Origin of the sequence: Streptomyces sp. NPDC048521, assembly GCF_043199855.1 — a bacterium.
Classification (GTDB): domain Bacteria; phylum Actinomycetota; class Actinomycetes; order Streptomycetales; family Streptomycetaceae; genus Streptomyces.
Genome location: NZ_JBICWR010000029.1, coordinates 22765 through 48964, shown reverse-complemented (window position 1 = coordinate 48964; position 26200 = coordinate 22765). Strand labels below are relative to the sequence as shown.

At 73.9% G+C, this 26200-nt stretch carries 22 protein-coding genes; 11 read left to right on the top strand and 11 right to left on the bottom strand.

Going from position 1 to position 26200, the window contains the following annotated elements:
- Positions 1-10 precede the first annotated feature (10 nt).
- Both ACGFRF_RS39005 and ACGFRF_RS39000 read left to right on the top strand, forming a co-directional pair.
- Positions 11-1189 (top strand): MalY/PatB family protein, encoded by a 1179-nt coding sequence (locus ACGFRF_RS39005; RefSeq protein ID WP_393748431.1) that lies wholly within the window; start codon positions 11-13, stop codon positions 1187-1189.
- Positions 1190-1259: 70 nt separating this feature from the next.
- Positions 1260-1646 (top strand): PPOX class F420-dependent oxidoreductase, encoded by a 387-nt coding sequence (locus tag ACGFRF_RS39000; protein WP_393748429.1) that lies wholly within the window; start codon positions 1260-1262, stop codon positions 1644-1646.
- 20 nt (positions 1647-1666) lie between these two features.
- On the opposite strand, the gene ACGFRF_RS38995 is transcribed toward ACGFRF_RS39000, so the two are convergent.
- The 3 genes from ACGFRF_RS38995 to ACGFRF_RS38985 form a co-directional block, all read right to left on the bottom strand.
- Positions 1667-4426, bottom strand: coding sequence for a hypothetical protein (locus tag ACGFRF_RS38995; protein ID WP_393748427.1), 2760 nt, complete (start codon positions 4424-4426; stop codon positions 1667-1669).
- 279 nt (positions 4427-4705) lie between these two features.
- Positions 4706-5122, bottom strand: a complete 417-nt coding sequence (locus tag ACGFRF_RS38990; protein WP_393748470.1) for a Zn-ribbon domain-containing OB-fold protein — start codon at positions 5120-5122, stop codon at positions 4706-4708.
- A gap of 158 nt (positions 5123-5280) precedes the next feature.
- Positions 5281-6024: a TetR family transcriptional regulator gene (locus ACGFRF_RS38985; RefSeq protein ID WP_393748425.1), complete on the bottom strand. Its 744-nt coding sequence runs from the start codon at positions 6022-6024 to the stop codon at positions 5281-5283.
- A gap of 289 nt (positions 6025-6313) precedes the next feature.
- Between ACGFRF_RS38985 and ACGFRF_RS38980 the strand changes: the two genes are divergently transcribed.
- The 3 genes from ACGFRF_RS38980 (at position 6314) to ACGFRF_RS38970 (ending at position 8751) form a co-directional block, all read left to right on the top strand.
- Positions 6314-7156, top strand: a complete 843-nt coding sequence (locus ACGFRF_RS38980) for a hypothetical protein (RefSeq protein ID WP_393748424.1) — start codon at positions 6314-6316, stop codon at positions 7154-7156.
- Between the two features lie 190 nt (positions 7157-7346).
- Positions 7347-8081, top strand: coding sequence for a peptidoglycan-binding protein (locus ACGFRF_RS38975; RefSeq protein WP_393748422.1), 735 nt, complete (start codon positions 7347-7349; stop codon positions 8079-8081).
- Between the two features lie 229 nt (positions 8082-8310).
- Positions 8311-8751: a flavin reductase family protein gene (locus ACGFRF_RS38970; protein WP_393748468.1), complete on the top strand. Its 441-nt coding sequence runs from the start codon at positions 8311-8313 to the stop codon at positions 8749-8751.
- Between the two features lie 115 nt (positions 8752-8866).
- On the opposite strand, the gene ACGFRF_RS38965 is transcribed toward ACGFRF_RS38970, so the two are convergent.
- The 5 genes from ACGFRF_RS38965 to ACGFRF_RS38945 all read right to left on the bottom strand — a co-directional run bounded on the left by ACGFRF_RS38965 (position 8867) and on the right by ACGFRF_RS38945 (position 16030).
- Positions 8867-11257 carry a SpoIIE family protein phosphatase gene (locus ACGFRF_RS38965; protein ID WP_393748466.1) on the bottom strand — a complete coding sequence of 797 codons (2391 nt, stop codon included), beginning with the start codon at positions 11255-11257 and terminating at the stop codon, positions 8867-8869.
- A 171-nt stretch (positions 11258-11428) separates the two neighbouring features.
- Positions 11429-11809, bottom strand: a complete 381-nt coding sequence (locus ACGFRF_RS38960; protein WP_393748420.1) for a hypothetical protein — start codon at positions 11807-11809, stop codon at positions 11429-11431.
- A gap of 469 nt (positions 11810-12278) precedes the next feature.
- Complete coding sequence (locus ACGFRF_RS38955; RefSeq protein ID WP_393748464.1) at positions 12279-13196, bottom strand: MurR/RpiR family transcriptional regulator; 918 nt, start codon at positions 13194-13196, stop codon at positions 12279-12281.
- Between the two features lie 79 nt (positions 13197-13275).
- Positions 13276-14970, bottom strand: coding sequence for a phospholipid carrier-dependent glycosyltransferase (locus ACGFRF_RS38950; RefSeq protein ID WP_393748418.1), 1695 nt, complete (start codon positions 14968-14970; stop codon positions 13276-13278).
- Between the two features lie 370 nt (positions 14971-15340).
- Positions 15341-16030 (bottom strand): nucleoside/nucleotide kinase family protein, encoded by a 690-nt coding sequence (locus ACGFRF_RS38945; RefSeq protein WP_393748416.1) that lies wholly within the window; start codon positions 16028-16030, stop codon positions 15341-15343.
- A gap of 165 nt (positions 16031-16195) precedes the next feature.
- On the opposite strand from ACGFRF_RS38945, the gene ACGFRF_RS38940 reads away from it, so the two are divergent.
- Positions 16196-16936, top strand: a complete 741-nt coding sequence (locus ACGFRF_RS38940; protein ID WP_393748414.1) for a beta-phosphoglucomutase family hydrolase — start codon at positions 16196-16198, stop codon at positions 16934-16936.
- Positions 16933-19275: a glycoside hydrolase family 65 protein gene (locus tag ACGFRF_RS38935; protein ID WP_393748412.1), complete on the top strand. Its 2343-nt coding sequence runs from the start codon at positions 16933-16935 to the stop codon at positions 19273-19275. Before ACGFRF_RS38940 ends, ACGFRF_RS38935 begins: the two co-directional genes overlap by 4 nt.
- Positions 19276-19538: 263 nt before the next feature.
- Here ACGFRF_RS38935 and ACGFRF_RS38930 read toward each other — a convergent pair whose 3' ends face one another.
- Entirely contained in the window at positions 19539-19910 is a 372-nt protein-coding gene (locus ACGFRF_RS38930) for a BlaI/MecI/CopY family transcriptional regulator (protein WP_393748410.1), read from the bottom strand.
- A gap of 187 nt (positions 19911-20097) precedes the next feature.
- On the opposite strand from ACGFRF_RS38930, the gene ACGFRF_RS38925 reads away from it, so the two are divergent.
- The 4 genes from ACGFRF_RS38925 to ACGFRF_RS38910 all read left to right on the top strand — a co-directional run bounded on the left by ACGFRF_RS38925 (position 20098) and on the right by ACGFRF_RS38910 (position 24573).
- Positions 20098-21585 (top strand): hypothetical protein, encoded by a 1488-nt coding sequence (locus ACGFRF_RS38925; protein WP_393748408.1) that lies wholly within the window; start codon positions 20098-20100, stop codon positions 21583-21585.
- Positions 21582-22529, top strand: a complete 948-nt coding sequence (locus ACGFRF_RS38920; protein WP_393748406.1) for a lysylphosphatidylglycerol synthase domain-containing protein — start codon at positions 21582-21584, stop codon at positions 22527-22529. The genes ACGFRF_RS38925 and ACGFRF_RS38920 overlap by 4 nt, the downstream gene beginning before the upstream one ends.
- 73 nt (positions 22530-22602) lie before the next feature.
- Positions 22603-23457 (top strand): proteasome subunit beta, encoded by an 855-nt coding sequence (gene prcB, locus ACGFRF_RS38915; RefSeq protein ID WP_393748404.1) that lies wholly within the window; start codon positions 22603-22605, stop codon positions 23455-23457.
- A 627-nt stretch (positions 23458-24084) separates the two neighbouring features.
- On the top strand, positions 24085-24573 hold the full coding sequence (locus tag ACGFRF_RS38910) for a DUF5709 domain-containing protein (protein ID WP_393748402.1): 489 nt from the start codon (positions 24085-24087) through the stop codon (positions 24571-24573).
- A 125-nt stretch (positions 24574-24698) separates the two neighbouring features.
- Here the strand turns inward: ACGFRF_RS38910 and ACGFRF_RS38905 are convergent, their stop codons facing one another.
- Positions 24699-25619 carry a helix-turn-helix domain-containing protein gene (locus ACGFRF_RS38905; RefSeq protein ID WP_393748400.1) on the bottom strand — a complete coding sequence of 307 codons (921 nt, stop codon included), beginning with the start codon at positions 25617-25619 and terminating at the stop codon, positions 24699-24701.
- 345 nt (positions 25620-25964) lie between these two features.
- On the bottom strand, positions 25965-26171 hold the full coding sequence (locus tag ACGFRF_RS38900; protein WP_393748399.1) for a hypothetical protein: 207 nt from the start codon (positions 26169-26171) through the stop codon (positions 25965-25967).
- Positions 26172-26200: the final 29 nt, after the last annotated feature.

Sequence of the window (26200 nt, the reverse complement as noted above, 5' to 3'; positions counted from 1 at the left end):
CTTGAGCCCCATGACCAGCATCCCGCACGACATCCCCGGCCGACCGGACCCGCTGCGCGCCCTGGACCTGGCGCGGCTGCGACGTCGTACGAGCATGAAATGGCGCACCTACCCCGACGACGTGCTGCCGCTGTGGGTGGCCGAGATGGACGTCCCGCTCGCCGAACCCGTCGTCCGCGCCGTCACCGACGCGCTGGCCCTCGGCGACACCGGGTACCCCGCCGGCACCGCCTACGCCGAGGCCCTCGCCGCCTTCGCCGCCGAACGCTGGGACTGGCACGGGATCGCCGTCGCGCGCACCGCGATCGTTCCGGACGTGATGCTGGGAGTGGTCGAGATGCTCAAACTGGTCACCGGGCCCGGCGATCCGGTCATCGTCAACTCCCCGGTGTATCCGCCGTTCTTCCAGTTCATCACCCACATGGACCGCCGGGTGGTCGAGGACCCGCTCGGCGCCGGTCTGCGCATCGATCCGGCCTCGCTGGAGAAGACCTTCAGGCAGGCGACGGCGGGCGGCGGGCGCGCCGCCTATCTGCTGTGCAGCCCGCACAACCCCACCGGCACCGTGCACACCGCCACCGAACTCGAGGCCGTCGCCCGCCTCGCGGAACGCTACGGCGTCCGGGTCGTCGCGGACGAGATCCACGCCCCGCTCGTCGCCCCCGGCGTCACCTTCGTGCCGTACCTGAGCGTGCCCGGCGCCGAACGCGGCCTGTCCCTGATGTCGGCCAGCAAGGGCTGGAACCTGGCCGGGCTCAAGGCCGCCCTCGCCCTCGCCGGGCCCGCGGCCGAAGCCGACCTCGGCCGCCTCCCCGAGGAGGTCGGGCACGGCCCCAGTCACCTCGGCGTCATCGCCCACACCGCCGCCCTGCGCGACGCCACCGGCTGGCTCGACGCCCTGCTGGCCGGACTCCAGGACAACCGGCGCCTGCTCACCGGCCTGCTCGCCGAACACCTGCCGGCCATCCGCCTCCACGCCGCCGAGGCCACCTACCTCGCCTGGCTCGACTGCCGTGCGCTCGGCCTCGGCGACGACCCCGCCCAGGTCTTCCTCGACCGCGGCCGGGTCGCCCTCAGCTCCGGCCTGCCGTTCGGCACCGGCGGCGCGGGGCACGTACGCCTGAACCTGGCCACCGCGCCGGAGATCCTCACCGAAGGGGTACAGCGCATGGCGGCGGCGCTGTCATGACCGGGTGACCCGTTCTCCGGGACGGCCGGCGCCCTCCTCGGCCGGCGGTCCGCCTCCTAGACTGCCGGACATGGACGAAACGCGGCTGGACCGGCTCGGCTCCGGTAAGTACCTGCTGGTGACCAGCTACCGCAAGAACGGCACCGCGGTCGCCACGCCCGTGTGGGTGGTCCGGGACGGTGACACCCTCGGTGTCTGGACCGCCGCCGACAGCTTCAAGGTCAAGCGGATCCGGCGCCGCTCCGACGTACTCGTCGGGCCCTGCGATGTGCGCGGCAACCCCACCGGCGACCAGCTGCCGGCCACCGCCGAGATCGCCGACGCGGCCACCACCGCCCGCTACCGCTCCCTCCTCGCCCGCAAGTACGGCCTCTTCGGCCGCCTCACGCTGCTGGGCAGCCGGCTGCGGCGGGGCCTGGACGGCACGGTGGGGATCCGGGTGACCCTCACGGACTGAGGGCCACCCGGCAGCGCGTCCTACGACGCGTTCGCCACCGACCCCGACAGCACCAGGCCGCCGGACCGCGGCTCACCGGTCTCCGGGTCGATCTGCTGGAACCGCACCGACTCCGCCGGCTCCGTCACCCGGTCCTTCACCGTGGGCACGGTGATGTCGGCGCTCGTGCGCCCCGACGGGATGTCCACCCACAGGTAGAGTCCGTCCACCGTGGACAGGGCGCGCTCCGGGTCCGGTTTCGCCCCCGCGGTGTCCTCCAGCCAGCGCGCCGGGACGTCCTTGGTGGACAGCTCCGGCCCGTCGACCGGCACGACCGTGAACATAGCGTTCATGTCGACGTCGACCGCCTCGGACAGGGACACCCGCCAGATCAGCGACTGCCCCTCGCCGACCCGGTCGGCGACGGGGGTGACGGTCGTCGTGGGCGCCGGATCGTCGTCGTGGACGGTGATGCCGCCCCGGTGGGAGCCCACGACCGCGCCGCGGACCGCCTTGACGAGCACGTCGTACGACACATCGGCGCCGTACCGCGTGTTCCCCTTCACCTCGATCGGTACGTCGAGGTCGTGGCCGCCCGGACGCACCGTGACCAGCCGGTCCGTCGCCCGGCCGGTGGCCGGGTCGACGACGTACACCCGAACCTGACCGCTGCCCCGGCCCGTCACCCGGACCGGGACGTGGTAGGTGCGCACACCGGAGTCGCCCTCGTCCACGGCCGTGCGGCCGAGGTCGACGCGCGCCAGCGCCGCCGCCCGCACCGCGGGCGTCCCGGCCCGCCAGCCCCAGGCGTCCATGAGCCAGGCCCGCCCGGAGCCCGAACGCGGCGTCAGCGCGAGGGACTTGACCGACTTCAGGTCGAGGCCGGCGCGGGTGGCCGCGGTCAGCGGCACCCGGAGCTCGCGCGCCCAGTAGGAGGCGGTCCGCTCACTGCCCGGCAGCCCGTCGGCCCGGACCCGGCCGAGCGTCGCCTTCCGGCCGGCGGCGTCGGTCAGGGACACATCCAGCTGCGTGCCACGGGAGTTCGGCGGCACGAACAGCCGCAGCGCCAGCGACGTGGCACCGGACAGCGACAGCGGCTTACCGGCGCTCACCCGCACCGGGCTGCCGGCGCGCGTCCAGCGCAGCGCGATCGCGTGCCGGCCGGCCTCCCGGTCGGTCTCCCACGGCGCGAAGTGCGGCGAGGAGCCCTTCGCCCCCTGGCCCAGGCAGGTCCTGGCCGGGCTCGGGTCCACCGCGTCGCACAGCTTGCCGCCGGTCACCGACAACCCGCCGTCCGGCAGGAACCCGGCACCCCGGCGCGCACCCACCGCGTGGCTGAGGACCCGCGCCGGGTCCGCCGACGGCGCCCGCTTCCCGGAGCCGTCCAGCAGCGGCCGCACCCGGTCGTCGCCGGCCACGAACAGCCGCGCGGCGGCCGCGATGTACGTCGCACCGGCCCGGTGCTGCTGGTCGGCGGTCAGCCGGGTCGCGGCACGCTTGCCGCACACCGCATCGGGGTGCTGCGCGTCGTCGAAGAAGTCGTCCTCGGCCGGTGCCGCGGCCTGGCCCGGCGTCCACTCGGAGTTGAAGAAGTTGTGGTTCGCGCCGATGACGTACACGGCGCTGTGCAGCGCCGTGCCGCCGCTGACCGCGCGCGTGCCGTCGACGTACACCTCGCCCTGCAGGTCGGAGACGTCACCGTCGCAGCCCGGCAGGATCGTCACGGACGGCACGTCGGGCACCGGGTTCTGACCGAAGACGGTCGGGCCGATGAGGACCGTGCCGCGGATCCTCCAGCGGACCGGGCCGTGGTAGCCGTCCTGGTCGGCGGGCGGCGGGTACAGGCTGTCCAGTGCCGCCCGGTTCACCCCCTCGCCGCCGCGCGAGTGCCCCACCAGCAGCACCCGGGACAGGTCGGCGCGGGGCGACTCGCGTACGACCGCCGGCGCCGCCCCGGGGTGCTCGGCCCACTCGGCCCACCGGGCCAGGTGCTGCCGCACCAGCGAGGAACGCGCCTGCGCGCCGCCGTCCTCGGCGGCCCAGTCCTGGGCGTTGACGCCGTTCGCCGAGATCGACACGGTCACATAGCCCTGCGAGGCCAGCAGTTTCTGGTCGCGCAGATAGCCGCGGTGACTGGGCACCGGCTCGGCGCCGGCCTTGCAGGGCCAGTCGCCGGTGATGTCGCGGCCCCGATAGCAGGTGTAGTGGCGGCCGTGCAGGAACAGCGCGAGCGGACGCCTGCCGGACGCGCCGACCGGGGCGACGACCACCGCGCGCATCTCCACCGGCGCCGGAAAGCCCGGCAGCCGGACCGACTTCAGGCCGTACTCGCCCGTCCTGGTGCGGTACGAACCGGACTTGCCCGGGTCCACACCGTTCGCGGGCAGCGGGGCCGGCGGCCGCGCCGCCGACGCGGCACCGGCGGCGTCCCGCGCGTCCAGCCGGCGTCCGCCGGACCAGACCTGGAGACCGGCCAGCTCGTTCGTCCGCCGCGCCTCCAGCGGCAGCCGGAAGGTGTGCCCGTCCGCGCCCGGCTTGGGCACCCCCAACAGGCGTCCGCCCGACCGGAATTCGACCCGAGCGTCCCCCATCGGCACGGGCCGGTCGGACCGCCACTCCAGTTGCGGCGCCGAGCGCCCGTCGGTGATCCGCCACCCGGGCGGCAGTGTCCCGCCGTCCGTGGCCGTCGACGTCCTCACCTGTGCAGGCGGTCGGGCCTGGGCCACTGCCACCCCTGGGGATGCTCCCGCCACCGCGAGCAGCGCGGCGGCGGTCACCGCTATGTACCGGGCACGGACCACAGTTCCTCCTCGAACCCCGAACACGGGGGTCCCGTCCGTACCGGGACCCCTCGCCCCGGAGGAGGGGAAGAGGACTCTGTGCGTTGCCTGTGCGGCGCGGGTGATGGATCACACCTGCGGCCTGGCCGGGAACTCGTGGCGGGCCGCGCACGGGGCACCGGCGGGGAACCCGCGCATGGCAGACCTCCCGTTCGGACAGCCCGTCAGCGCAAGGGAGTTGACGCCGTGTCCGTGGCCTCGGTGACGTGGCGGCCGGCCGGCCTCAGCCGCGTACGGCCGTCAGGTCCAGGCCCGGTACGGCTCGTCCACCAGCTGGAAGACCGGCTCGCCGCGCACCGGGTCCTTGGCGGTCGACAGGCGGACCCGGTCGCCGCTGTGGATGCCGACCGGCGGACCCATGACCCGGCCCCGGACGACGAATCCCTCGGCCATCTCGATGAGCGACACATTGCGCGCCGCCGGAGTGTTGCGGTGCACCACGGTCGAGTGGCGGACCGTGCCGACGCCCTCGCTGCGCTCCGTGCGCAGATCGCTGCCCTGGCACACCGGACACAGCAGCCGGTGGTACATCGCCGTGCCGCACCAGGTGCAGCGCTGGAAGAGGATGGCGTCCTTGGAATCCGCGGCAACGGGGTCGAGAACTCCCGCCGCGGAACCGGCCGCCGGATGCGAGGCGCTTGCTGAGTGGTGGTACACGCTGTTCAACTCCCTGCGCTCGGCCGGAATCCCGCGTGCCCGGCGCCGACCGGCACGCGTGTGCCCGGCAGCCGTGCCACCGTGCACGCCGACAGGTTATGGCACTGAGTGTCACTCGTAAAGGCACTCCGTACCCTCAATTTGACCGGCGTCGCGGGTCAGCCGCGTCCGAGCGCCGTCTCCCACTCCTGCACCACTCGCCATACCGGAGCGTCCCGGTGCGAGACGAGCACCACCACCTCCTCGGCGTCCTCGGCCTCACCCGCCGGCACCGGTCCGATCCGGCCGGCGCCCGCGGCCGTGTCCACCGGGCGGCCGAACGCCCGCTGCACGTATCCCAGGGCGTGGTCCACCGCCGCGCCCGGATCGTCCCTGCCGTCCGACCGCAGCCAGGAGCGCAGGGCGTTGTTGTGCGCGGCGACGACCGCGGCCGCGATCACATCGGCCCGCAGCGTCCCGTCGGGCCGCCCGGCGAACCGCCCGCGCAGGTACTCGGCGAGGGCGCGCTCGTAGCGCCACACCACGGACAGCTCGTATGCGCGCAGGCCCGGCACCTGCTTGGTGAGGCGGTAGCGCTGCACGGAGAAGGTCGGGTTCTCCGCGTACATCCGCAGCACCATCCGGGCCGCGTCGCACACCCGCCGCACCGGCTCGTGCTCCTCGCCGCTCGCCGCGAGAAAAGCGGTCATGTCGGCCAGGCAGCGCTCGTGGTCGGGGAAGACCACGTCGTCCTTGGAGGGGAAGTAGCGGAAGAACGAGCGCCGGCCGACCCCGGCCAGGGCCACGATGTCGTCCACGGTCGTCTGTTCGTACCCGCGTTCCAGGAAGAGCCGGAAGGCCGCCGCGACCAGGGCCTCCCGCATCGGCGGCTTCGCGGCCGGCGCCGCACTGCTGGAGCTCATGAACGGGAACGTAGCACCCGGAACCCACTCCTGACACTCAGTGCAGGGTGAGCCCTCGTAAGGGGGAACTGAGTGCTGCCCGCCCGCCCGAACGCAGCGATCGCACTGATGCGTCGGAGGGTTCACGGTGAGGTACCGCCCGACCCTGATCCGCCGGCCGGGATCGTCGGACGACAGCCCGGCAACGGGGAGTCGCGGTGGGCTCCGGGGGCGGTCGAAGCAGCCCGTACCCTGCGACGTAACCTTTCTCCACCCGCGCCGACACCGGTCCCTCTCAAGGAGATCCCGCATGCCCGCCGCCCGCCCCCGCCTGCTCTACGTCACGGACCTGGCGTACCAGGCCCGCGGGCGCCGCTACTGCGACGAGGACATCCACCTCACCTCCCGGCTGCGCGCCCACTTCGACCTGGCCCTGTGCCATCCGCGGGACGCGGCGGCCCTGATGGACGCCTTCGACGCGGTGGTCGTCCGCAACAGCGGTCCCGTGCTCGGCTACGAGAAGGAGTACGAGGCCTTCCGCGCGAAGGCGCTCGCCACCGGCGCCCCGGTGTACAACCCGCTCACCGGCAAGGCGGACATGGCCGGCAAGCAGTATCTGCTCGACCTGAGCGCCGCCGGCTTCCCGGTCATCCCGACCGTCGGCTGCGCCGAGGACCTGCACCGGCTGCCGTCCGCCGAGCGCTATGTGGTCAAGCCCAGGCTCGGCGCGGACTCCCTCGGCATGCGGATCGTCCCGGCCGGGCAGGTCGCCTCGTTCGCGACCGGCGACGTCCTGATCCAGCCCTGCGTCGCCTTCGCCTACGAGGTGTCCTTCTACTTCGTGGACGACGACTTCCAGTACGCCCTCTACGCCCCCGACCCGGAGCGCCGCTGGGATCTCGAGCCCTATGCGGCCACCGCCGCCGACCTGGAGTTCGCCCGGCGGTTCGTCGACTGGAACGACCTCGGGCACGGCATCCAGCGTGTCGACGCCTGCCGGACCCCCGATGGCGAGCTTCTGCTGGTCGAGCTGGAGGACCTGAACCCCTACCTGTCCCTGGAGGCCCTGCCGGAGGAGGCCAGGGACGCCTTCGGCACCGCGTTCACGGCGTCCCTGAGCCGGTTCGTGCAGGGGGCGCTCAGTCCGGCCTGACGGTGCCGGGGCCGTCGTGGCGAGGTGCCGGCTCGCCGTGCCCCCCGGATCGGCGAGGCGGGACGTGCAGGGTTCGGCGGTGGGGCCGATGCCGTCGCCGAGGGTCAGCCCTGAACGGGGCTGCCGCGCGCGCCGTATCTCAGCACGGGGACCCCGGACTCCCGTACGCACGGGACGGAAGGAGAGCCAGGTGCCGACACCGCCCGAACCCGAACCGCCGCACCGTGGACCGGTGTTGGGACCCGTCCGGGTCCTGCGGCTCCGCCGCTTCGACGCCCTCGCCGAGCTGATGCGGGAGATGCGTCCGGACCCGGTCACCTACGAGCCCGTCGGCACGCCACCGGGGCCGCACCGCACGGCGGCCCGGACACCGGTGGCCGCCGAGGAGGAGACCCAGGAGCTGCCGCCCGTGCCGGCCGCGCACCCCCGGACCGCTCCCCCCACCGGCGGCTTCGGGTCCGTACCCCGCCGGGCCGCCGTCGCCGGGGCCGTGGTCGCCGCCGCACTCGTCGGGTTCGGCTGCGCCCTGCTGCTCCCCGGCCGCCAGGAGGCCGCCGCGACCGCACGGCCCCCTGAGCCCACGACGACAGCACCATCCACCGCAGCACCGCCCACCACACCGGCCCCCGTGGCACCGGTGCCCACAGCGTCGGCGGCACCGACGGCCGCCATCGACCCCGACGGCCCCGGCACCCTCCGCCAGGGCGACACCGGCCCCGAGGTCACCGACCTCCAGGAACGCCTCCTGAACGTCCCGGACGTCTACCGCGACGGCTCCACCAGCGGCGTCTACGACGCCACCCTCACCGAAGCCGTGGCCCGCTTCCAGCTCTGGTACGGCATCAGCGGGGACGAGACCGGCGTCTACGGCGACGACACGCGCCGCGCCCTGGAGTCACGGGCCGCCCCTGGTGCCGATTCATGAGCGGCACGCCGGGAACAGGAGGAGGCGGGCGGATATCCCCGCGCCCACCGCGGTGAGTTGAGGCCGGACACCGAGCGGCGAACGAGAGCGAAGCGGCATGACGAACACACAGGGCACACCGAACCCCGATGACACACGAGAGGCGGTCGGCATCCGAGAAACCGGCGACACGGCGGCCACCGGCGACACCGCGGCCACGGACGGCTTCTTCGACCGGCTGGACCCCGACATGTGCATGGTCACGGCCGTGGCCGACGGCGAGCGGGCCGGCTGCCTGGTCGGCTTCGCCTCACAATGCTCCATCCACCCGCTGCGGTTCGCCGTCTGGCTGTCCAAGGCCAACCGCACCTACCGCGTCGCCCGGGCCGCGCAGCACCTCGCCGTCCACCTGCTCACCCGGGACCAGCGGGATCTCGCCGAACTCTTCGGGGGCGAGACGGGCGACGAGGTCGACAAGTTCGCGCGGCTGGACTGGGGGGAGGGCCCGGAGGGTACGGCCGTCCTGACGGACGCGGCGGCCTGGTTCGTCGGCACCATCCTTCACCGCACCGACGGCGGCGACCATGTCGGCTTCGTCCTCGACCCGGTGCGGTCGGGCGAGGGGCGGGACGGACCGCTGCTGCGCCTGTCCGACGCGCACGGCATCGACGCCGGCCACCCGGCCGAATGAGCCGATGGAAACGCCCCGGCGTCCGCGTCAGGCGGACCAGTGCATCCGCCTGCGGTCGGCGGACCGGGGCGCGCCACGCCGTCGTGCGGGGGAGGGGCGATCAGCGCGGGGCCGGCTACGCGCTCACGTCCTGCACGTCGTCCTCCAGCGGCATCCTGATGTCCAGCACGCACACGTCGTCCCGCCGCTCGTCCGCGAGCATCGTGGCGAGCAGCGTGTCCAGGGAGCCGGACTCGGCGCAGCTGTGGGCGCGTACCGCCTCGGCCAGCCGGGCCAAGCCGGCGTCCAGGCCCTCGCCGGGGCGCTCGATCAGGCCGTCGGTGTACAGCAGCAGCCGGTCGCCGGGTTCCAGGTGGAGTTCCGCCGACTCGTAGACGGGGGCCCCACTCGCGCCGAGCAGCATGCCGCCGGGACGGTCGAGGAAGCGCACCTCGCCGCGGCGCACCAGCAGCGGCGGCGGGTGCCCGGCCTGGGCCCAGGCCAGGACGTGCTCGTCGGGATCGTAGCGGGCCAGGACCATGGTGGCGGTGGTCTGGCTGTCCCGGGAGTGCAGCAGCAGCTGGTTGAGCCGTGCCAGCGCCCCGGTCAGCGAGGAGCCGGTGCTGACCATGCCCTTGGCGGTGAACCGGAGCTGGGCCATCGTGGCGACGGCGCCGATGCCGTGGCCCGCCACGTCACCGACCACGAACAGCGCGTCGTAGTCGGGCAGTTCGATGGCGCTGAACCAGTCGCCGCCGACATGGATGCCGGACTGCGCGGGCAGGTACGCGACCTCGATGCGCAGCCCGGCCAGCTGGACGGGCTTGCTGGGCAGCGGCAGCAGGGCGTGCTGCAGCCGGGCGGCCAGGGCACGCTCGGCCTGCAGGATCCCGCGTTGCAGCAGCATCGCGCGTTCGCTCTCCACCAGCGCGAGTTCCGCGCTGCGCTGCGCGGTGAGGTCCTGGACGAAGCCGTGCACCTCGACCGGGGTGCCGTCCGGCTCGGTGACGGCCTCCGCGACCATCCGCAGATGCCGGACGCCCTCGGGCGTCTCGACGCGGAAGGGGACGTCGAACGGGCGGGCTTCGCGGACGAGCTCGCCGATGGCGTGCGCCAGGGGTGCCGCGTCCTCCGGTACGGCCACGTCCGGCAGCTGGTCCAGCTGGAGCGGCCCTCGCCCGGGACCCCGGCCGAGCACGGCGTACGCCTGCGCGGACCAGGAGATCTCCTGGGTGATCAGGTTCCAGTTCGCCCAGCCGAGGTTGCCGAGCCGCTGCACGTCCGAGAGCCTCTGCTCCTGCCGCTCCACGGGGTCGTGCCGCAACCAGGTCACCAGCAGGGCGTCGCCCAGCGGGGCCGCCCGGACCGAGAAGGTGGCGGTCACGGGCACTCCGTCGGAGGAGTCCTGGTAGGCGAACGGCTCGCCGTCGAAGGGCGTCCCGGTCTCGAGGGCCTGCAGATAGCCGTGCCACAGGGGTTCGCCCGCGACGGACGGGTAGCTCTCCAGGATGTGCTTGCCGACCATGTCCCGGCCGGTGCGGCCGAACACGTCGACCGCTTCCGCGGTGGCCGCGTCGATGCGGTAGTCCTCCACCTCGCCGGAGGCGGTACGCAGCGGGGTGAGCAGGATCGCGGCGCCCGGCAGCGCGTCGAACACGGCCTGCACGGTCGGGGCGATGCCGTCCTCGTCGGGGCGTTCCGGCGGGGCGTCGAAGGCCCGCAGCCGGCCCGCGCACAATCGGGCGACGGCCCGCAGCAGCTTCCGCTCGCGCGGCTCGAACGGCCCGTCGTTCCGGCGCAGCACGCCCAGGGCGACGCAGGCGGTGTCCCCGGCCGGAACGGGCAGCCAGGCCCGGGTGAGCCACCGCTCGGGCGGGTCCCCGATCAGCAGGTACCGGGCGCGGTCCGTGGGGAGGTCCTCCAGCCACCGCGGCTCGCCCGCCTGCAGGGCGTCGAACGCGGCCACTCCGCTCAGCGGGGGCACGTACCGCCACTGGGCGGCGAGGGTGGTGTCGATGCCCGCGTGCCCGATCAGTTCGAGCCCGCCCTCGGGCAGCCGCTCGTAGAGCATGACGGCGTCGGCGCGCACCTCGGGTGCCAGGTGGTCCCGCAGGCACTCGGCCAGCTCCTGCGGCGAGCCGACCCGGACCAGGTCCCGGCCGATATACCCGAGCACCGCCGCCACGTCCACGGTGTCGGCGGGCGCGACCTCCCAGGAGCCGACGGTGGCGGGCGCTCTCATGGGCGACGCCGGGGCCGTGCCGGAGGGCTGCTCCCGGGGCGGCAGCAGGGCGCCCAGGGTCAGCCAGCACTGCTCGAGGAGCGTGCGGTTGCCGTCCTTGGCGCGCTGCAGCAGTTCCTCGTGGGCGGCGACGGGGGTGCACCCGGTGACCGCCATCAGGACGCCCTTGGCCCGCTCCAGGACAGCGGAGGTCGCGGCCAGGTCCCGCAACCGCTCCATCTCGGCGCGCTGCCGGGCCACGACCTTGGCCAGCGCCGCCAGATCGGCGCTGTTGCCTGGGTCCATCGAGGGCACGGGCTCGCTCGTCACGCGACGAGCATTGCACACCTGGGGCCGTTCGATCACTCGTCTGCCGGATCGGGCTTCGGGCCAGGTGGGCAGGCGAGGCGGAGCGGATCGCACCAAAGAAACGAACGGCGCTCGGCCGGAACCGGCGGGCGATAGGGGGACGGCGGCTCAGCGGCCCGTGCCGCGGCCGCCGAGCGCCTCGGAGACCGCGCGGACGCTGCGCGCGATGTGCTGCAACTGCAGGACCTCCGCCGCGTACATCTTGATCGTGTGCTCGATGACCGACTCGGGCAGCCCCAGCATCGGCAGTTCGGCCCGCGCGGTCTGCAGGGCGGTCCGCGCCACCCGGATCTCCTGGTGGACCTGGATCTGCGCGTGCCGGGCGAGCAGGACGGGATGCCGGATGAGTGCCGGATAGCTGGCGTAGCGCGCGGGGATCAGTTCGCGCAGCCACTTGGCCGCCGAGCGCTCCCAGTCGTAGCTGCCCGGCGTCTTCACCTGGCAGGGCCAGTCGGGGCTGATGCGGGTGCTGGTCAGGGGCATGATCATCGCTTCCGGTGTGCGGCGTCGTGAGGGTGGTCCGACGGGTTCGGGGCGGCCCCGGCCTAGGGGATGGCCGGGGCCGCCGCGGGCGCTTCGCGCGGACGATGCGCCCCGGTACACCCCGGGCGCCGACGCGGGTAGGAGACGGCGGCTGGGGGTGTCCGTGCAAGGGCCCCGGGAGTCGGGAACCGGCGCTGCGTGCGGTGGTCCGTGCGCATGGGCGGTCCGTCGGCTTTCTCGGGGCGGTGTGCGAGCTGTGAGCCCGCGGGTGCGGAACGTGCCCGGAGCGGGTCGGGCGCGATCCGTGAGCAGTATTTATATATGCCGACCGCTTTGCAAGACGTATGAAAACATTCATGCGCGATATGCGGTGAATGATCCCCGTCCAGGGGTTTCGAGACCGCAAGATCTTCACGAGTGGCCCGGCGGGGACGGAAGGATCGGCCGGACGGTCCGGGCCAGGCGGACGCCCCGCTCAGTCCCTCATGAAGAACTGGTGCTGCTCGGAGAGCTGTTCGTACTTCTCCAGCCGGGCCTGGGTGCGCTCCGGATCGGCGTCGGTCATGGCCTGCAGCAGCGCCGCGGCCAGCACGCCCGGCGCCGCGTAGGAGTCGAAGACCAGCCGTGAGCCGGTGCCGGTGGCGAAGACGATGTCGGCCTCGTCGGCCAGCGGCCCCAGCGCCAGATCGGTCACCAGCGCGACCTTCAGACCGGCACCGCGCGCCACCCGGATCGCCTGGAGCGTCTCCTGGGAGTGCCGGGGCATGGCGAACGCCAGCACCCAGGTGCCGCCGGCCTCACCGGCCTGCAGCAGCGCGTCGTAGGCCACGCTGCCGCCCCGGGTCACCAGCCGCACATCGGGGTGGATGCGGCGGGCGGCGTAGCCGAAGTACTCGGCCAGCGACACCGAGATGCGCAGGCCCAGCACGGTGAGCGGGGTGGAGCGGGACAGCTCCCGGCCGACGTGGATGACCCGGTCGGGGTCGGCGAAGTCGCGCCGCAGGTTCTCCAGGTTCTCGATCTCGGCGTCGACGGCCGCCTGGAGTTCGTTGGCGCGGTTCTCCTCGCCGGGCCCGCCGGCGAGCGTGCTCAGCGCGATCGACTGGAGCGTCTCGCGCAACGCGGGGTAGCCGCTGAAGCCGACGGCGGCGGCGAAGCGGGTGACGGACGGCTGGCTGACACCCACCCGGTCGGCCAGCTCGGTGATCGACAGGAACGCGGCCTCGGTGATGTGCTCGATCAGGTACTGGGCGATACGCCGCTGCCCCGGTGACAGACGGGGCCCGTCGAACAGCTCTCGGAGCCGGGAGGTCGGGGCGGCCTCGGCCTCGGGCGCGGTCTTGCCCGACGTGATCGCTGATGCCTGTGCGCGGGCCTGCTGCGGCGAGGGCACCGGTCCGCCTCCTTTGTCTGCCACGAGCACTCAACATAGCTCACCGACCGCCGTGACCAGGGGGTTGAGCGAGGGGTGCTCAGCGCCGGTAGAGGCTGATCGAATGACCCACGTCGCCGACCGGCCGGCTGCTCGCGATCAGCTCGGCGAGCCTCCCGCGCGCCTTGGCGACCGCCGAGTCCGACACCACCAGCAGCCCGTGCACCCGGTCCGCTGCGACCGTGCGCGGATCGGCGGCGCGGATGCCGTAGGCCGACGGCACGCCGGCGCCCTTGTACACCAGCCACACCCGCTCGCCCGGGTACCGCTGCCGCAGCCGGTCCGCGAGCCGGCCCAGGTCCTGCCCCCAGTCCACGTTGGAGTCGTGCAGCAACCGATGGGTGTGCGCCGGGCCGCCGAACGCCTCGTTCGCGTACGGCAGGTAGTACGGGAACGTCCGCAGCGAACTCACCGCCGTGCACAGCACCAGCGCGCAGGTCAGCAGCCCGGTCCACCGCCGGCGCGGCACGGGCGCACAGGCCGCCGCCACCGCGAGGAACACCGGCACGAACAAGGCGTACCGGGTGCCGAAGTCCCGCGCCCCCGTCATCGCCGCTGCCAGCAGCACCAGGGGCGGCAGCAGCAGATACGGTGCCGCGGGCCGCAGCCGGCGTACCCGCACGACCGCTACCGCACCGGCCGCACCCAGCGCCAGCAGCCCGAGCGGCGTCTTCACCAGCAGGGCGGCCGGCAGGTAGTACCAGAGCGAGCCGGTGTACAGGTGCCCGAAGAGATAGCCCTGCCACGGGTAGTCCTCGAAACCGAACTGCACCCGCATCCCGGCCCGGTACGCGGGCGGCAGCGGCAGCAGGTCCACCAGCCGTCCGCGCAACCTGTGGACGGCCGGGACGGGTTCGGCGGGGACGAACCGCAGGCGGGGGTCGACGGCGAGATAGGTGACCCATACGACCACCACGGCCACCAGCGCCACGACCGCGGCGCCGGCGAGCGCCGAGAGCACCTTCCGCCGTGGGCCGGCGGGCCGGCCGGACGCCAGGACCGACACCGCCGCCAGCGCCATCAGCACCGGCACCGCCGGCAGTGCGCTCATTTTTGTCGCCACGGCCGCCCCGAGAGCCGCCCCGGCGAGCGGCAGGTACCGTCCCGGCCGCCGGCGGGCCCGCCACACCAGCCAGGCCGACGTCAGCACGAACCCGGCCGCCGGCACGTCCAGGGTGGCCAGCGCACCGTGTGCGATCACATCGGGCGAGAAGGCGTACAGCGCGAGCGCCACCAGCCCGCCCGCCGTCCCCGTCACCTCACGGGCGAACGCGAAGGCGACCAGCCCGAACAGCACGGTCAGCGCGATCACCGGCAGCCGCGCCCACAGCATCAGCCGCCAGGGGTCGTTGCCCGACTCGTACAGCAGATGCCGGCCCACGTCCCCCTGCGTGCCGGTGTAGGACGCGTCGTAGTGCGGGTCGGCCACCGCCACACCGGCCGCGATCAGCAGCTTGCCGAGCGGCGGATGTTCGGGGTTGTAGCGCAGCCGGTGCTCGCGCAGGTAGTCGGTGGCCGTCGCCACGTACACCGGTTCGTCGATGGTGGGCGTCTGTTGCACGGCCGTGGTGACCATCGCCGCCGCCATCTGTGCCGACAGCAGCACCGCCAGCAGAGGCACCAGCCACCGCCGGTGCCGGCGCGCCCCGGAGGAGGGACGGGCCGGGGACGGCCGCGCGGGCCCCTCGGCACCGGCCTCCCGGGTGAGGACAGTGTGCTGTTCGCTTGCCATCATCCGCCCCGCGGTGGCACCGGCCGTGCGGTGGCGGGAGCGCTGGGGGGCCGGATCACGGCCCTACTGTCGCACCGCTCCGGTCGCCGCGGGCGTCACCGCTGCACGAGTCGTACCGGCAGACCCTCTGCCGTGTACACGGGTACGGCCCGCAGCCCGTCGGAGTTCACCTCGACCCGGTCGAACCGGCCGCGCGGCCGGGCCCCGTCGCCAACCGGCGACGTGGACGTGTACGACAGGTGAACGCGGAGCAGGGTGTTCACAGATCACGAACAGGGGTCGCAGACCCGACCTCGCCGGCGCGCACGTCCCGTCGGCGAACGCGGCCGTACAAGGAACAGCGTGCTGCCCGCCCCGGGGCAGAGCAGATCGGTCAGTCGCGCCCGGGGCCGGTGGACCGGATGTCCGGCACGGCGTACGGCGACGGCAGGGTGTCGTCCGGCACCACCAGGTCCGCCCGCTGCCGTGTCGTCGCGACCAGGTCGGCGTTGCGCTGGTCGGTGCCCAGCACCCAGGCCACGGCGGTGTCGTGGTCCTTGCCGAACTCCTCGTGCCGGGCCACCAGCCGGCGGACCCGCTCGTCCTCGGGGACCTCGCAGAACCACACCTCGTCCAGGCACGGCCGCACCCGCGCCCACGAACCTTCCTGGAGCAGCAGGTAGTTGCCCTCCGTCACCACCAGGCGGGCGGCCGGCGGCACCGGGATCGAGCCCGCGATGGGCTGCTCCAGCATCCGCTCGAACCCGGGCGCGTACACCACCTCGTCGGTGTCCTCGCGCAGCCGGCGCAGCAGCGCCGCGTACCCGGCCGCGTCGAAGGTGTCCGGCGCGCCCTTGCGGTCCCGGCGGCCCAGCCGGTCCAGCTCGGCGTCGGCCAGATGGAAGCCGTCCATGGGCACGTGCGCCACCCAGGGCGGACCGTCGCCGTTGAGGGCCCGCACCAGGTGCTCGGCGAGCGTCGTCTTGCCCGTACCGGGGCTGCCCGCGACACCGAGGAGGGCCCGTCGGCCGCCCCGGGTGAGCGCACGGGCACGGGTGAGGAGATCGTCGAAGGTCAGCGGCACAGGGGACAGTGTGACACCGAGGAGTTCCGGCGGGCCGGGGAGTCCCGCTGAATCCGGTCCGGAGGGCGAACCGGGGAAGCCCGTATCGAAAGCTTTGCCGAGAAGTGCGCCCGGTGTGGTGTGCGCCACCCACTGGAGGGCGTCTCATGGGGAACAGTGCTGGGTATGACTCAGCTCGGTCTGCCCGACGGAATCCAGGCCTGTCTCTTCGATCTCGACGGGGTCGTCACCAAGACGGCCGTCGTGCACGCGGCCGCCTGGAAGGAGACCTTCGACGCGTTCCTGCGCGATTACGAGGGTGCGCAGGGGCGGCCGTTCGACGCGGCCGCCGACTACGACGAGTACGTCGACGGACGCCCGCGCGCCGACGGCGTCCGCGCCTTCCTCGACTCACGCGGCATCCACCTGCCCGAGGGCACCCCCGGCGACCCGCCGGACGCCCGCACCGTGCACGGCCTCGGCAACCGCAAGAACGACCTGCTCCTGGCCAGGATCCGCACCGGCGGCGTCGAGGCCTACGAGGGCACCCTGCGCTATCTGGAGGCGGTCCGCGCCGAGGGGCTGCGCACGGCGATCGTCTCCTCCAGCGCCAACTGCCGGGACGTGCTGCGCTCGGTCGGCGCCGAGCACTTCTTCGACGTCCGCATCGACGGCGTGGTCGCCGCCGAACGGAACCTGCCGGGCAAGCCGCACCCCGACACCTTCCTCGCCGCCGCCCGGGACCTCGGCGTCGAGGCGTCCCGGGCCGCCGTCTACGAGGACGCGCTCGCCGGCATGGACGCGGGCCGCGCGGGCGGCTTCGGCTACGTCGTCGGCGTGGACCGCGTCGGACAGACCGACGCACTGTACGCCCACGGCGCGAGCATCGTCGTGAAGGACCTGGCCGAACTGGGAGGCAAGCCGTGATCACCGAACGGTCGTACGCCGTGGAACCGTGGACCGTCCGGGAAACGGCCCTCGACCTGGACGTCCTCGCCCAGAGCGAGTCGGTGTTCGCCCTGTCCAACGGCCATGTCGGCTGGCGCGGCAACCTCGACGAGGGCGAACCGCACGGCCTGCCCGGCAGCTACCTCAACGGCGTGCACGAGGTACACCCGCTGCCGTACGCGGAGGCCGGATACGGCTACCCGGAGTCCGGTCAGACGGTCATCAACGTCACCAACGGCAAGGTCATCAGGCTGCTTGTGGACGACGAGCCGTTCGACCTGCGCTACGGCCGGCTCGTCGCCCACGAGCGGGTGCTGGACCTGCGTCGCGGGGTGCTGGAGCGGACCTGCGAGTGGACCTCCCCGGCCGGATCGACGGTCCGGGTGCGCTCGATCCGGCTGGTGTCGCTGACCCAGCGGGCGGTGGCCGCGGTGGCGTACGAGGTGGAGGCCGTCGGCAGCCGCAGCCGGGTGGTGATCCAGTCGGAGCTGGTCGCCAACGAGAGCCTGCCCGAGTCCGACGGCGACCCGCGCGCGGCCGTCGCGCTGAAGTCGCCGCTGGAGCAGGAGGACCACTTCGCCTCCGGCAACCGGCTGCGGCTGGTGCACCGCACCCGGCGCAGCGGCCTGCGGGTGGCCGTCGCGGCCGACCACGTCGTCACCGGTCCGGAGCGCACCACCACGCGCAGCGAGAGCGGTGTCGACGTGGCCCGGCTGACCGTGACCTCGGTGCTGGAGCCGGGGCAGAGGCTCAGGGTGGAGAAGCTGGTCGCCCACGGCTGGTCCGGCGCCCGTTCGCTGCCCGCGATGGCCGACCAGGTCGACGCCGCCCTCGCGGCCGCCGCCCACGACGGCTGGCAGGGCCTGCTGGCGGACCAGCGGGCCTGCCTGGACGACTTCTGGGCCCGCGCGGACGTCGAGGTGGAGGGCGACGAGGAGATCCAGCAGGCCGTCCGGTTCGCCCTCTTCCACGTCCTGCAGGCCGGAGCCCGCGCCGAACAGCGCGCCATCCCCGCCAAGGGGCTCACCGGCTCCGGCTATGACGGGCACGCCTTCTGGGACACGGAGATGTTCGTGCTGCCCGTGCTCACCCACACCGCGCCCGCGGCCGTCGCCGAGGCGCTGCGCTGGCGGTACAACACCCTGGACGAGGCCCGGGAACGCGCCTCCCAACTCGGGCTGGACGGGGCCTCGTTCCCGTGGCGGACCATCGCCGGCTCGGAGGGTTCGGCGTACTGGCCGGCCGGCACCGCCGCCTTCCACGTGAACGCCGACATCGCCGACGCCGTCGTCCGGTACGTCGGGGCCACCGGCGACACCGCCTTCGAACGCGAGGTCGGCGTGGAACTGCTGGTGGAGACGGCCCGGCTGTGGCGGTCGCTGGGCCACCACGACAGCCACGGCGTCTTCCACCTCGACGGCGTCACCGGGCCCGACGAGTACAGCGCGGTCGCCGACGACAACACCTACACCAACCTCATGGCCCGCCAGAACCTGCTCGCCGCCGCCGACGCCGTCGAACGCCATCCGCGCGAGGCGGAGCGGCTCGGTGTGGACGAGGAGGAGAGCGCGGCCTGGCGAGACGCGGCCGAGGCCATGCACGTCCCCTACAACGAAGATCTCGGCGTCCACGAACAGCACGCCGGGTTCACCCGCTACCAGCGCTGGGACTTCGCCGGCACCCGCCCCGACCAGTACCCGCTGCTGCTGCACTTCCCCTACTTCGACCTCTACCGCAAACAGGTCGTCAAGCAGGCCGACCTGGTGCTGGCCATGTACACGTGCGGCGAGCACTTCGACGACGAGCAGATCGCCCGGAACTTCGCCTACTACGAACCGCTGACCGTACGCGACTCCTCCCTGTCCGCCTGCTGCCAGGCCGTCATCGCCGCCCAGGCGGGCCATCCGGCGCTCGCCTACGCCTACACGGCCGAGGCCGCCCTGATGGACCTGCACGACCTGGAGCACAACACCCGGGACGGGCTGCACATCGCCTCGCTGGCCGGTACCTGGATGGCGCTGGTGGCGGGCTTCGGCGGCATGCGCCGCGACGGCGAACGGCTGCGGTTCGCGCCCCGCCTGCCGGAACGGCTGCGCCGGCTCGCCTTCAACCTCCAGTTCCGCGGGCGCCGACTGCGCGTGGACATAGGCGCCGACAAGGCCACGTACGCCCTGCTGGACGGTCCGCCGCTGACCCTGCACCACCACGGCGAGCCGCTGACGGTGAGCACCGACGAACCCGCCGTGCGGCCCGTACCGCCGGTCGTCCGCCGTCCCACCCCCGAGCAGCCGCCGCACCGCGCGCCCAACGGCGGCTGAACGCCACCGCGGCGCGCGAAACCCATGACGCCGGTCGCGCCCCCGGCCCGGCTCGCCGTCAGCGGCCGGCCGGGCGGTGGTGGAGGGCGAGGGCGTCAGGGGCCTGGTTCCGGGGAGGAGCCAGGCCCGGCCGACCGGGTGCTCGGACGGTGAGCGCGGCCGGCGGACGGCGGCTCGGACGGTCCCGCGGGCCTCGCGGCGGACGGCCACTCGTCCCTCGCCGAGGTGCCGGCCGCAAGCCCCACCTGGTAAGCGCCCAGGCCTCAGGCGAGCAGTTCGCGCAGCGCCCGCTCCTCCTCGGCACTGAGCCCGGTCACGAACTGCTCGAGCGCGGCGATGCGGTCGGGTCCCCGGCCCAGGGCCTCGTGCATCGCCTCGGCGGTCACTTGGGCCGCGTTCTTGGCGGGCCGGTACGCGCCACGCCGCCCGTCGGCGTCCCGCAGCACCAGCCCTTTGTCGTACAGGCGTTTGAGAATCGTGTGGACCGTGTTGTACGCGAGTCCGCCGCCGATCCCCGCCTGGATCTCCACCGGGGTCAGTGGCCGCTCGGTGGCCCAGAGGGCGGCCAGCACCTCGTTCTCCAGCTGCCCGGCGCCGCGTCGTTCCGCTCTGCCGTGCGACCCTCTGCCAGCCATGCCCCAACCTTACAGCGCGTAGGGCCGTCGGCCGGATGGCCGTAACCGACCCGGCGGGCGGCGCCGATTCCGGTTAGTTTGGCCATGTTCTCCGGGGGTGTGCGCTGGTGCCCCGCGGCTCCTGCCCTCGGTCCTGCGGGCTGGAGACGGCAGTGGCCCTACGGGCCGCAGGGACAGAGGGGTGATCATGGCCGGCAGCGCGCACACCACACTCGGCGGAACGGGACGCGAGCACGTGCGGCGCCCGTCCGGCCGCACCCGGGGCCTGCGGACCGAAGCACCGATCGCGGCCGTCGCGGCGGCCTTCACCCTGGCCCAACTGCTCCTCGTCCGGCCCGGCATGGGCCTCGGCTGGGACGAGACGGTGTACGTCAGCCAGGTCAGCGCGCACGCACCCGCCGCCTTCTTCAGCGCACCCCGCTCCCGGGGCGTCTCCCTGCTGGTCGCGCCCATCGCCTCCTGGTCGTCCTCGACGGCCCTGCTGCGGATCTACCTCGCGGTCCTCTCCGGCCTCGCCCTGTATCTGGCCCTGCGCGCCTGGCGCGGCCTGTTCCCGGTCCGCGTGCTCGCCCTGGCCGGTGCCCTCTTCGCGTCCCTGTGGGTGACGCTGTTCTACGGCCCGCAGGCCATGCCCAACTACTGGGTCGCCGTGGGCGCCCTGGCCGTCGTGGCCTGCTTCCTGCGCGCCCGCGCCGACCGCGCCGACCGTGCCGCCCTGTGGGGCCTGGCGGCGAGCGCGGCGCTGATGGCGTGGATGCGGCCCATGGACGCCGTCTGGGCCGTCCTGCCGCTCCTCGCCCTCGGCCTGGTACGCGGCCACCGGCGGGCGTTGTGCGTGCTGCTCGCCGGGCTCGCGGCCGGCGCCGTCGAGTGGGTGATCGAGGCGTACACGGGGTACGGGGGCCTCGGGCGCCGCCTGTCCGACGCCTCGGCGATCCAGGGCGGCCTCGGCTGGCATGTCGCCGTCGTGGACCAGCTGCGCAGCCTCGGCGGGCGGACGCTGTGCCGGCCGTGCACCGGGGCGCTGCCCGACCCGGTGTTCCTCCTGTGGTGGTTCGTCCTTCCGCTGCTCGCCGTGCTCGCGCCGGCCGTCGCCCTGCGCACCCGCCGCACGGCGGTCACGGCGCTGCCGCTCCTGTGCGCGGCGACGGCCGCCTTCCCCTACCTGTTCCTGATCGGCTACGCCGCACCCCGCTTCCTGCTGCCCGCCTACGCCCTGCTGGCCGTCCCGGCCGCCGACGCGCTGCTGACGCTGACGGCCGTACCGCGCCGGAGCCGGCGTCCCCTGGCCGTGGCACTGGTCTGCCTGGGCCTCGCCGCCCACCTCGCCGTGCAACTGGCCGTCCTCGTGCACACGGTGCACGGCACCACCGCCGCCCACCGCGCCTGGTCGCGCACCGCGGGCACCCTGCACCGCCTGGGCGTCCGCCCGCCCTGTCTGCTCACCGGACATGAGGCCATTCCGGTGGCCTTCTACACCGGCTGCTCCTCGGCCGCGACGGGCGGGCACAACGCCAACAGCACCGAGGACGGCATCGTCCGGACCGCCCGGCGGATCCCGGCGGCCGTCCTCGTGCCGGCGGGTGCCCGGCCCCCCGGGTACGCCCGCCACTGGGCGTCCGCACCCCTCGGCGACGTGCGGCTCTACTACGTCGTACCGGAGGCCGACTCATGACATCCACGGCGGAACTCACCGTCCCCCTCGGCCGGCGGCGCGCCTACTGGCCCGCCGTCGTCTGCCTCGCCGTACTGCTCGGCGCGCTGTACCTGGCCCATCGGCACTGGGCCGCCGTCGAGAGCGGGGCCGTACGGCTGGCGGTCGCCGACCAGGGCTGGCTGCTGGTCGGCGCGACGGCGGCCGCGGGCACCTGGGCGGCCTCGGCCCTCGCCCAGCAGGGCGCCGTGTTACGGCGGTTGCCCGGGGCGCGGCTGGTCGCCGCCCAGTTCGCCGCCTCCGCCGCCAACCACCTGCTGCCCGCGGGGGTCGGCGCGGGCGCGGTGAACCTGCGGTTCCTGATGCGCTGCGGGCTGCCGGCCGGGCGCTCGGCCAGCGCGCTCGCCGTCAAGGCCACCTCGGGTGCCGCCGTCCGCCTGGCGCTGCTCGCGCTGCTCACCCCGGCCTGCCCGGGGCTGCTGCGCCTGCCGCCCGTCTCCCCGGTGGCCGTCGCCGTCGCCCTGGGCGTTGCCGTCCTGGTGGCGGTCCTGCCGGCCGTTCCCCTGTGGCCGCGCTGCCGGCGGGCGCTCACGGCCGTCCTCGCGGACATCCGCGCGGTGCACGCCTGCCCCGCCCGCGCGGCGGCCCTGTGGGGCGGCTCCCTGGCCTTCGCCGCACTGCACGCACTGGTCCTCATCTCCGTCACCCAGGCCGTCGCACTGCCGCTCGCCCCGCTCCAGGTGGCCCTGCTGTACCTCGCCGCGAGCAGCGCCGCCGCCCTGCTGCCCACCCCGGGCGGCCTCGGCTCGCTGGACGCGGCACTCGCCCTCGCCCTCACCGCGTCCGGCACCTCCGCGGCGGCCGCCGCGTCCGCGGTGCTCGGCTACCGGCTGCTGACCATGTGGCTGCCCCTGCTCCCCGGCCTGCTGGTGCTCGGCGTGCTGGTGCGGCGCAAGGCCCTGTGAGGCCCGGGAGTTTCCCACGCGCCCGCTCCAGGTAGGAAGTCGGGTACTGCCACGTGCCACAGGAGGGGGAGCCATGCCGGAGAACGACAGCGCGGGTCTGCCGGGGGAGGCCTTCTTCACGCCGGGGACGTCGTCCTTCACCGAGTTCCTGGCCGCGCACCGCCCCCGGCTGCTGCCCACCGCGCCCCCGCTGCCGGCCGGCGTCCGCACGGCACCCGGCCGGTTCCCGCACGGCACCACCGTGCTCGCCCTGACCTACCGCGACGGCGTGCTGATCGCGGGCGACCGCCGGGCCACGATGGGCAACCTCATCGCCCAGCGCGACCTGGAGAAGGTGCACCCAGCCGACGACCACACGGCCGTCGCCTTCGCCGGCACCGTCGGCCTCGCCCTCGACATGGTGCGGCTCTACCAGGTCGAACTCACCCACTTCGAGAAGATCGAGGGCATACCGATGACCCTGGGCGCCAAGGCGACCCGCCTGGCGGCCATGATCCGGCAGAACCTCGCCCAGGCCATGCAGGGCCTCGTCGTCGTCCCGCTGCTCGTCGGCTACGACCTCTCCGCGCCCGAGGGCGGACAGGGCCGGATCTTCAGCTTCGACGCGGCCGGCGGACTGTACGAGAAGCGGCACTTCCACGCCGAGGGTTCCGGCTCCCCGTACGCCCGGGGCGCGCTGAAGAAGCTGTTCCGGCCGGACCTCACCCGCCGTGAGGCGGCCTCGACCGCGCTCCAGGCGCTGTACGACGCGGCGGACGACGACTCGGCCACCGGCGGCCCGGACCTGAACCGCCGCATCTTCCCCGTCGTCTCGGTCATCACCGAGGACGGTTTCGAACGGCTGCCGGAGACGGAGACGGAGGAACTCAGCCGCGAGATGGTCCGGCAGCGCACCGGCCGCCCGGACGGCCCGCACGCCACGCCTTGACCTCCCCGGTCGCGCCGCACCGCTCGACGAGCCGTCGGCGGGTACGGCCGGCCGCTTCGTCGCCCTCCCTGCGGCCCGCGCCCCGGCTTTCCCTCCCCATGGCAAAGGCCTGCCGCGGTCTTTACTGCACCTGCGTTGCAGCCACGGACAGATGGCACAAGGCTGTGGAGCGCAGCCGTACCCGCACCACCGCAAGCAATCACCTCCCGATGACGGCCGCCCCTGATTCCGCTCCGTCCCTCCCCGCTCGGGCCGAGAGCACACCCTCGGCCCGGCACCGCGTCTGCGGCTCCATGACGCGGCAGGAGCGGATCAGGGTCGGCGGGACGGCCGGCTGCGTCCTCGCCCCGCACACCATCGGCCGGGACACGCTCGTCGGCACCCTCGCGCCGCAGCGCCGACACCGACTCCTTCGGCTGCACGCCGCCTTCCGGGACTGGATCTCCGATTCTTCGCCACCTGGGCCGTCGCCCTGCCGGCGTGGGAGGCGGGCCGCATCGAGGAGAAGCGGACGGCGGACCTGGCCGACCGGTCCGCCGACCGACCTGTTCGTGTGCTGCCGGGGTTAACGAGCCGCCTGCGGGAAACGCGGACCGGGACCGCCCACGAGCCGAGAAGGAGGCGACGATGAGCGACCAGCAGTCCGAGCAGACCCCGATGGCGGACGACGCCTACCAGCCCACCGGTACCAACGAGGAACAGGAGGACGCCGGGCCCCTGGACCTGCAGGACGCGGTCGACGAGCGCACCTACGACGACATGCTCGACGAGGGCTACTCCCCGCCCGAGCGGCCGCTGGGCGTCACCAAGCACGGCACCACCGCCGCCGAGCAGCACGAGGGGGAGACCCTGGACGAGCGGCTCCGCCAGGAGGTGCCGGACCTGGACGCACCGGCCGGCGACGAGGTCGGCGACCTGCCCGGCGGCGAGGGCGAGCCGCTCGACCCCGAGGCCGGCACCTCCCGCGCGGGCCGCCTGGTCGCCCCGGACGAGGGCGCCCACCCGAACACCGTCAAGGAGGAGGTCGCCCGAGACGTGGGCATCGACGGGGGAGCGGCGGGAGCGGAGGAGGCGGCCGTTCACGTGGTGCCGGACGAGACCGACCTGCCGGAGTGACCCCGGGCGGCCCGGCCGGCTCCGGCCGCACCGGATCCAGGACACCGGCCGCACGAGCAGGACGCCCCGGCTGAGCGCCCGGCACCGCCTGACCAGCTCGACAGGGGCGTCCGGCACCGGCCCGTTCAGCGAGGGCGGCGGACGGCCTCTGCAGCCCCCTGGGACGGGCTGGCGGTCCAGCTCGCCAGGAGCCTGAGCCGCTCTTCGGAGGCGGTGCCCGGCTCGGCGGTGTAGAGGGTCAGGTCGTGCACCGCCCGGTCCGACACGGGCAGGTCCAAAGACCGGTAGGTCAGCTCCAGGCGGCCGACCTCGGGGTGCTGCAGCCGCTTGACACCCCCGTGGCGGATGCGAACGTCGTGCGTGGCCCACATGGTGCGGAACTCGGGGCTGAGCGTGCACAGCTCACCGATGAGTTCGCGCAGCGCCCGGTCGTGGGGCTCGCGCCCGGCCTCGGCGCGCAGCAGGGCGACGGTGGCGTGCGCGCCGGCGTCCCAGTCGACGAAGAAGTGCTGGGAGCCGGGATCGAGGAAGTGGTAGCGGGCGAAGTTGGCGCGGCGGTGCCCGCCGGAGGTGTCGCTGTCGAACATCGGCGCGTGCAGGGCCCGGCCCAGCGCGTTGCCGGCGACGACGTCCAGGCGGCCGTTGCGCACGAAGGCGGCGGACAGCGTCATGGAGTCGAGCAGCCACTGGACGGACGGCGGGACCTCGACGTCCTTGCGGCGGGGTGGCGTACGACGGGCGGACCGGGCCGCTCGGGCCAGGTCGAACAGATAGGTGCGTTCGTCCGCGTCCAGCCGGAGCGCGTGGGCGACCGCGTCGAGAACGTCCTCGGAGACGCCGCTGATGTGGCCCTTCTCCAGGCGCGTGTACCACTCGGTGCTGACACCGGCGAGAACGGCGACCTCCTCGCGCCGCAGCCCCGGGACCCGGCGTCGGCCGCTGGTGGGCAGTCCGGCCTGGTCCGGGGTGATCTTGGCGCGCCGGCTGGCCAGGAAGTCCCGGATGTCGGCGCGGTTGTCGGCGCGGTCGCCGGGTCGGTGGTCCATGCCCTCCACCGTAACCAGGGGCCGCCGGGGAGGGAGGTCGAGCTTGTACCCCCCACGAACGCGACCTTCTCCCCGCACGCCGAAGCCCGTTTCGTGGGATCGCAAGCTCGATCGCGACCCCATGGGAGACGTCCGCCCGCCGCCCTCCTCGACCGCCACCGTCTGCCCGAAGTAGGCGCCACCTGATCGGGGGCCGCCACGAGGCGCGCACCGACCTCGGCGGTCCGGGTCTGCGTCGAGGAGGTGCGTCATGGACCAGGGCCCCATGCCCACGCTGCCGCCGCCGGCCGGGCGTGTTCGCCCGGCCGGCCCTCCCCGTTCGTTCGGTGCGTTCCCCGGACCGCCCTAGGGCAGCAGCTTCTCGATGGCTGCCGGACCCTCCGTCTCCAGCTTGCGACGCGCCCAGTCGAGGGTCTTCGGGGTGACGTCCCTGCCCGCCGCCATCACCAGGTCCTCAGGGGAGACATCCCGCGAGGGAGCGGAGTGGAGCAGGGCGTCCGGGGTGCAGTGGTCGTCGGACGACCGGGATCCTTCGGGTGTGGATGTCGACATGATGCCTCCTCCTCGGTCCGGATGACCGC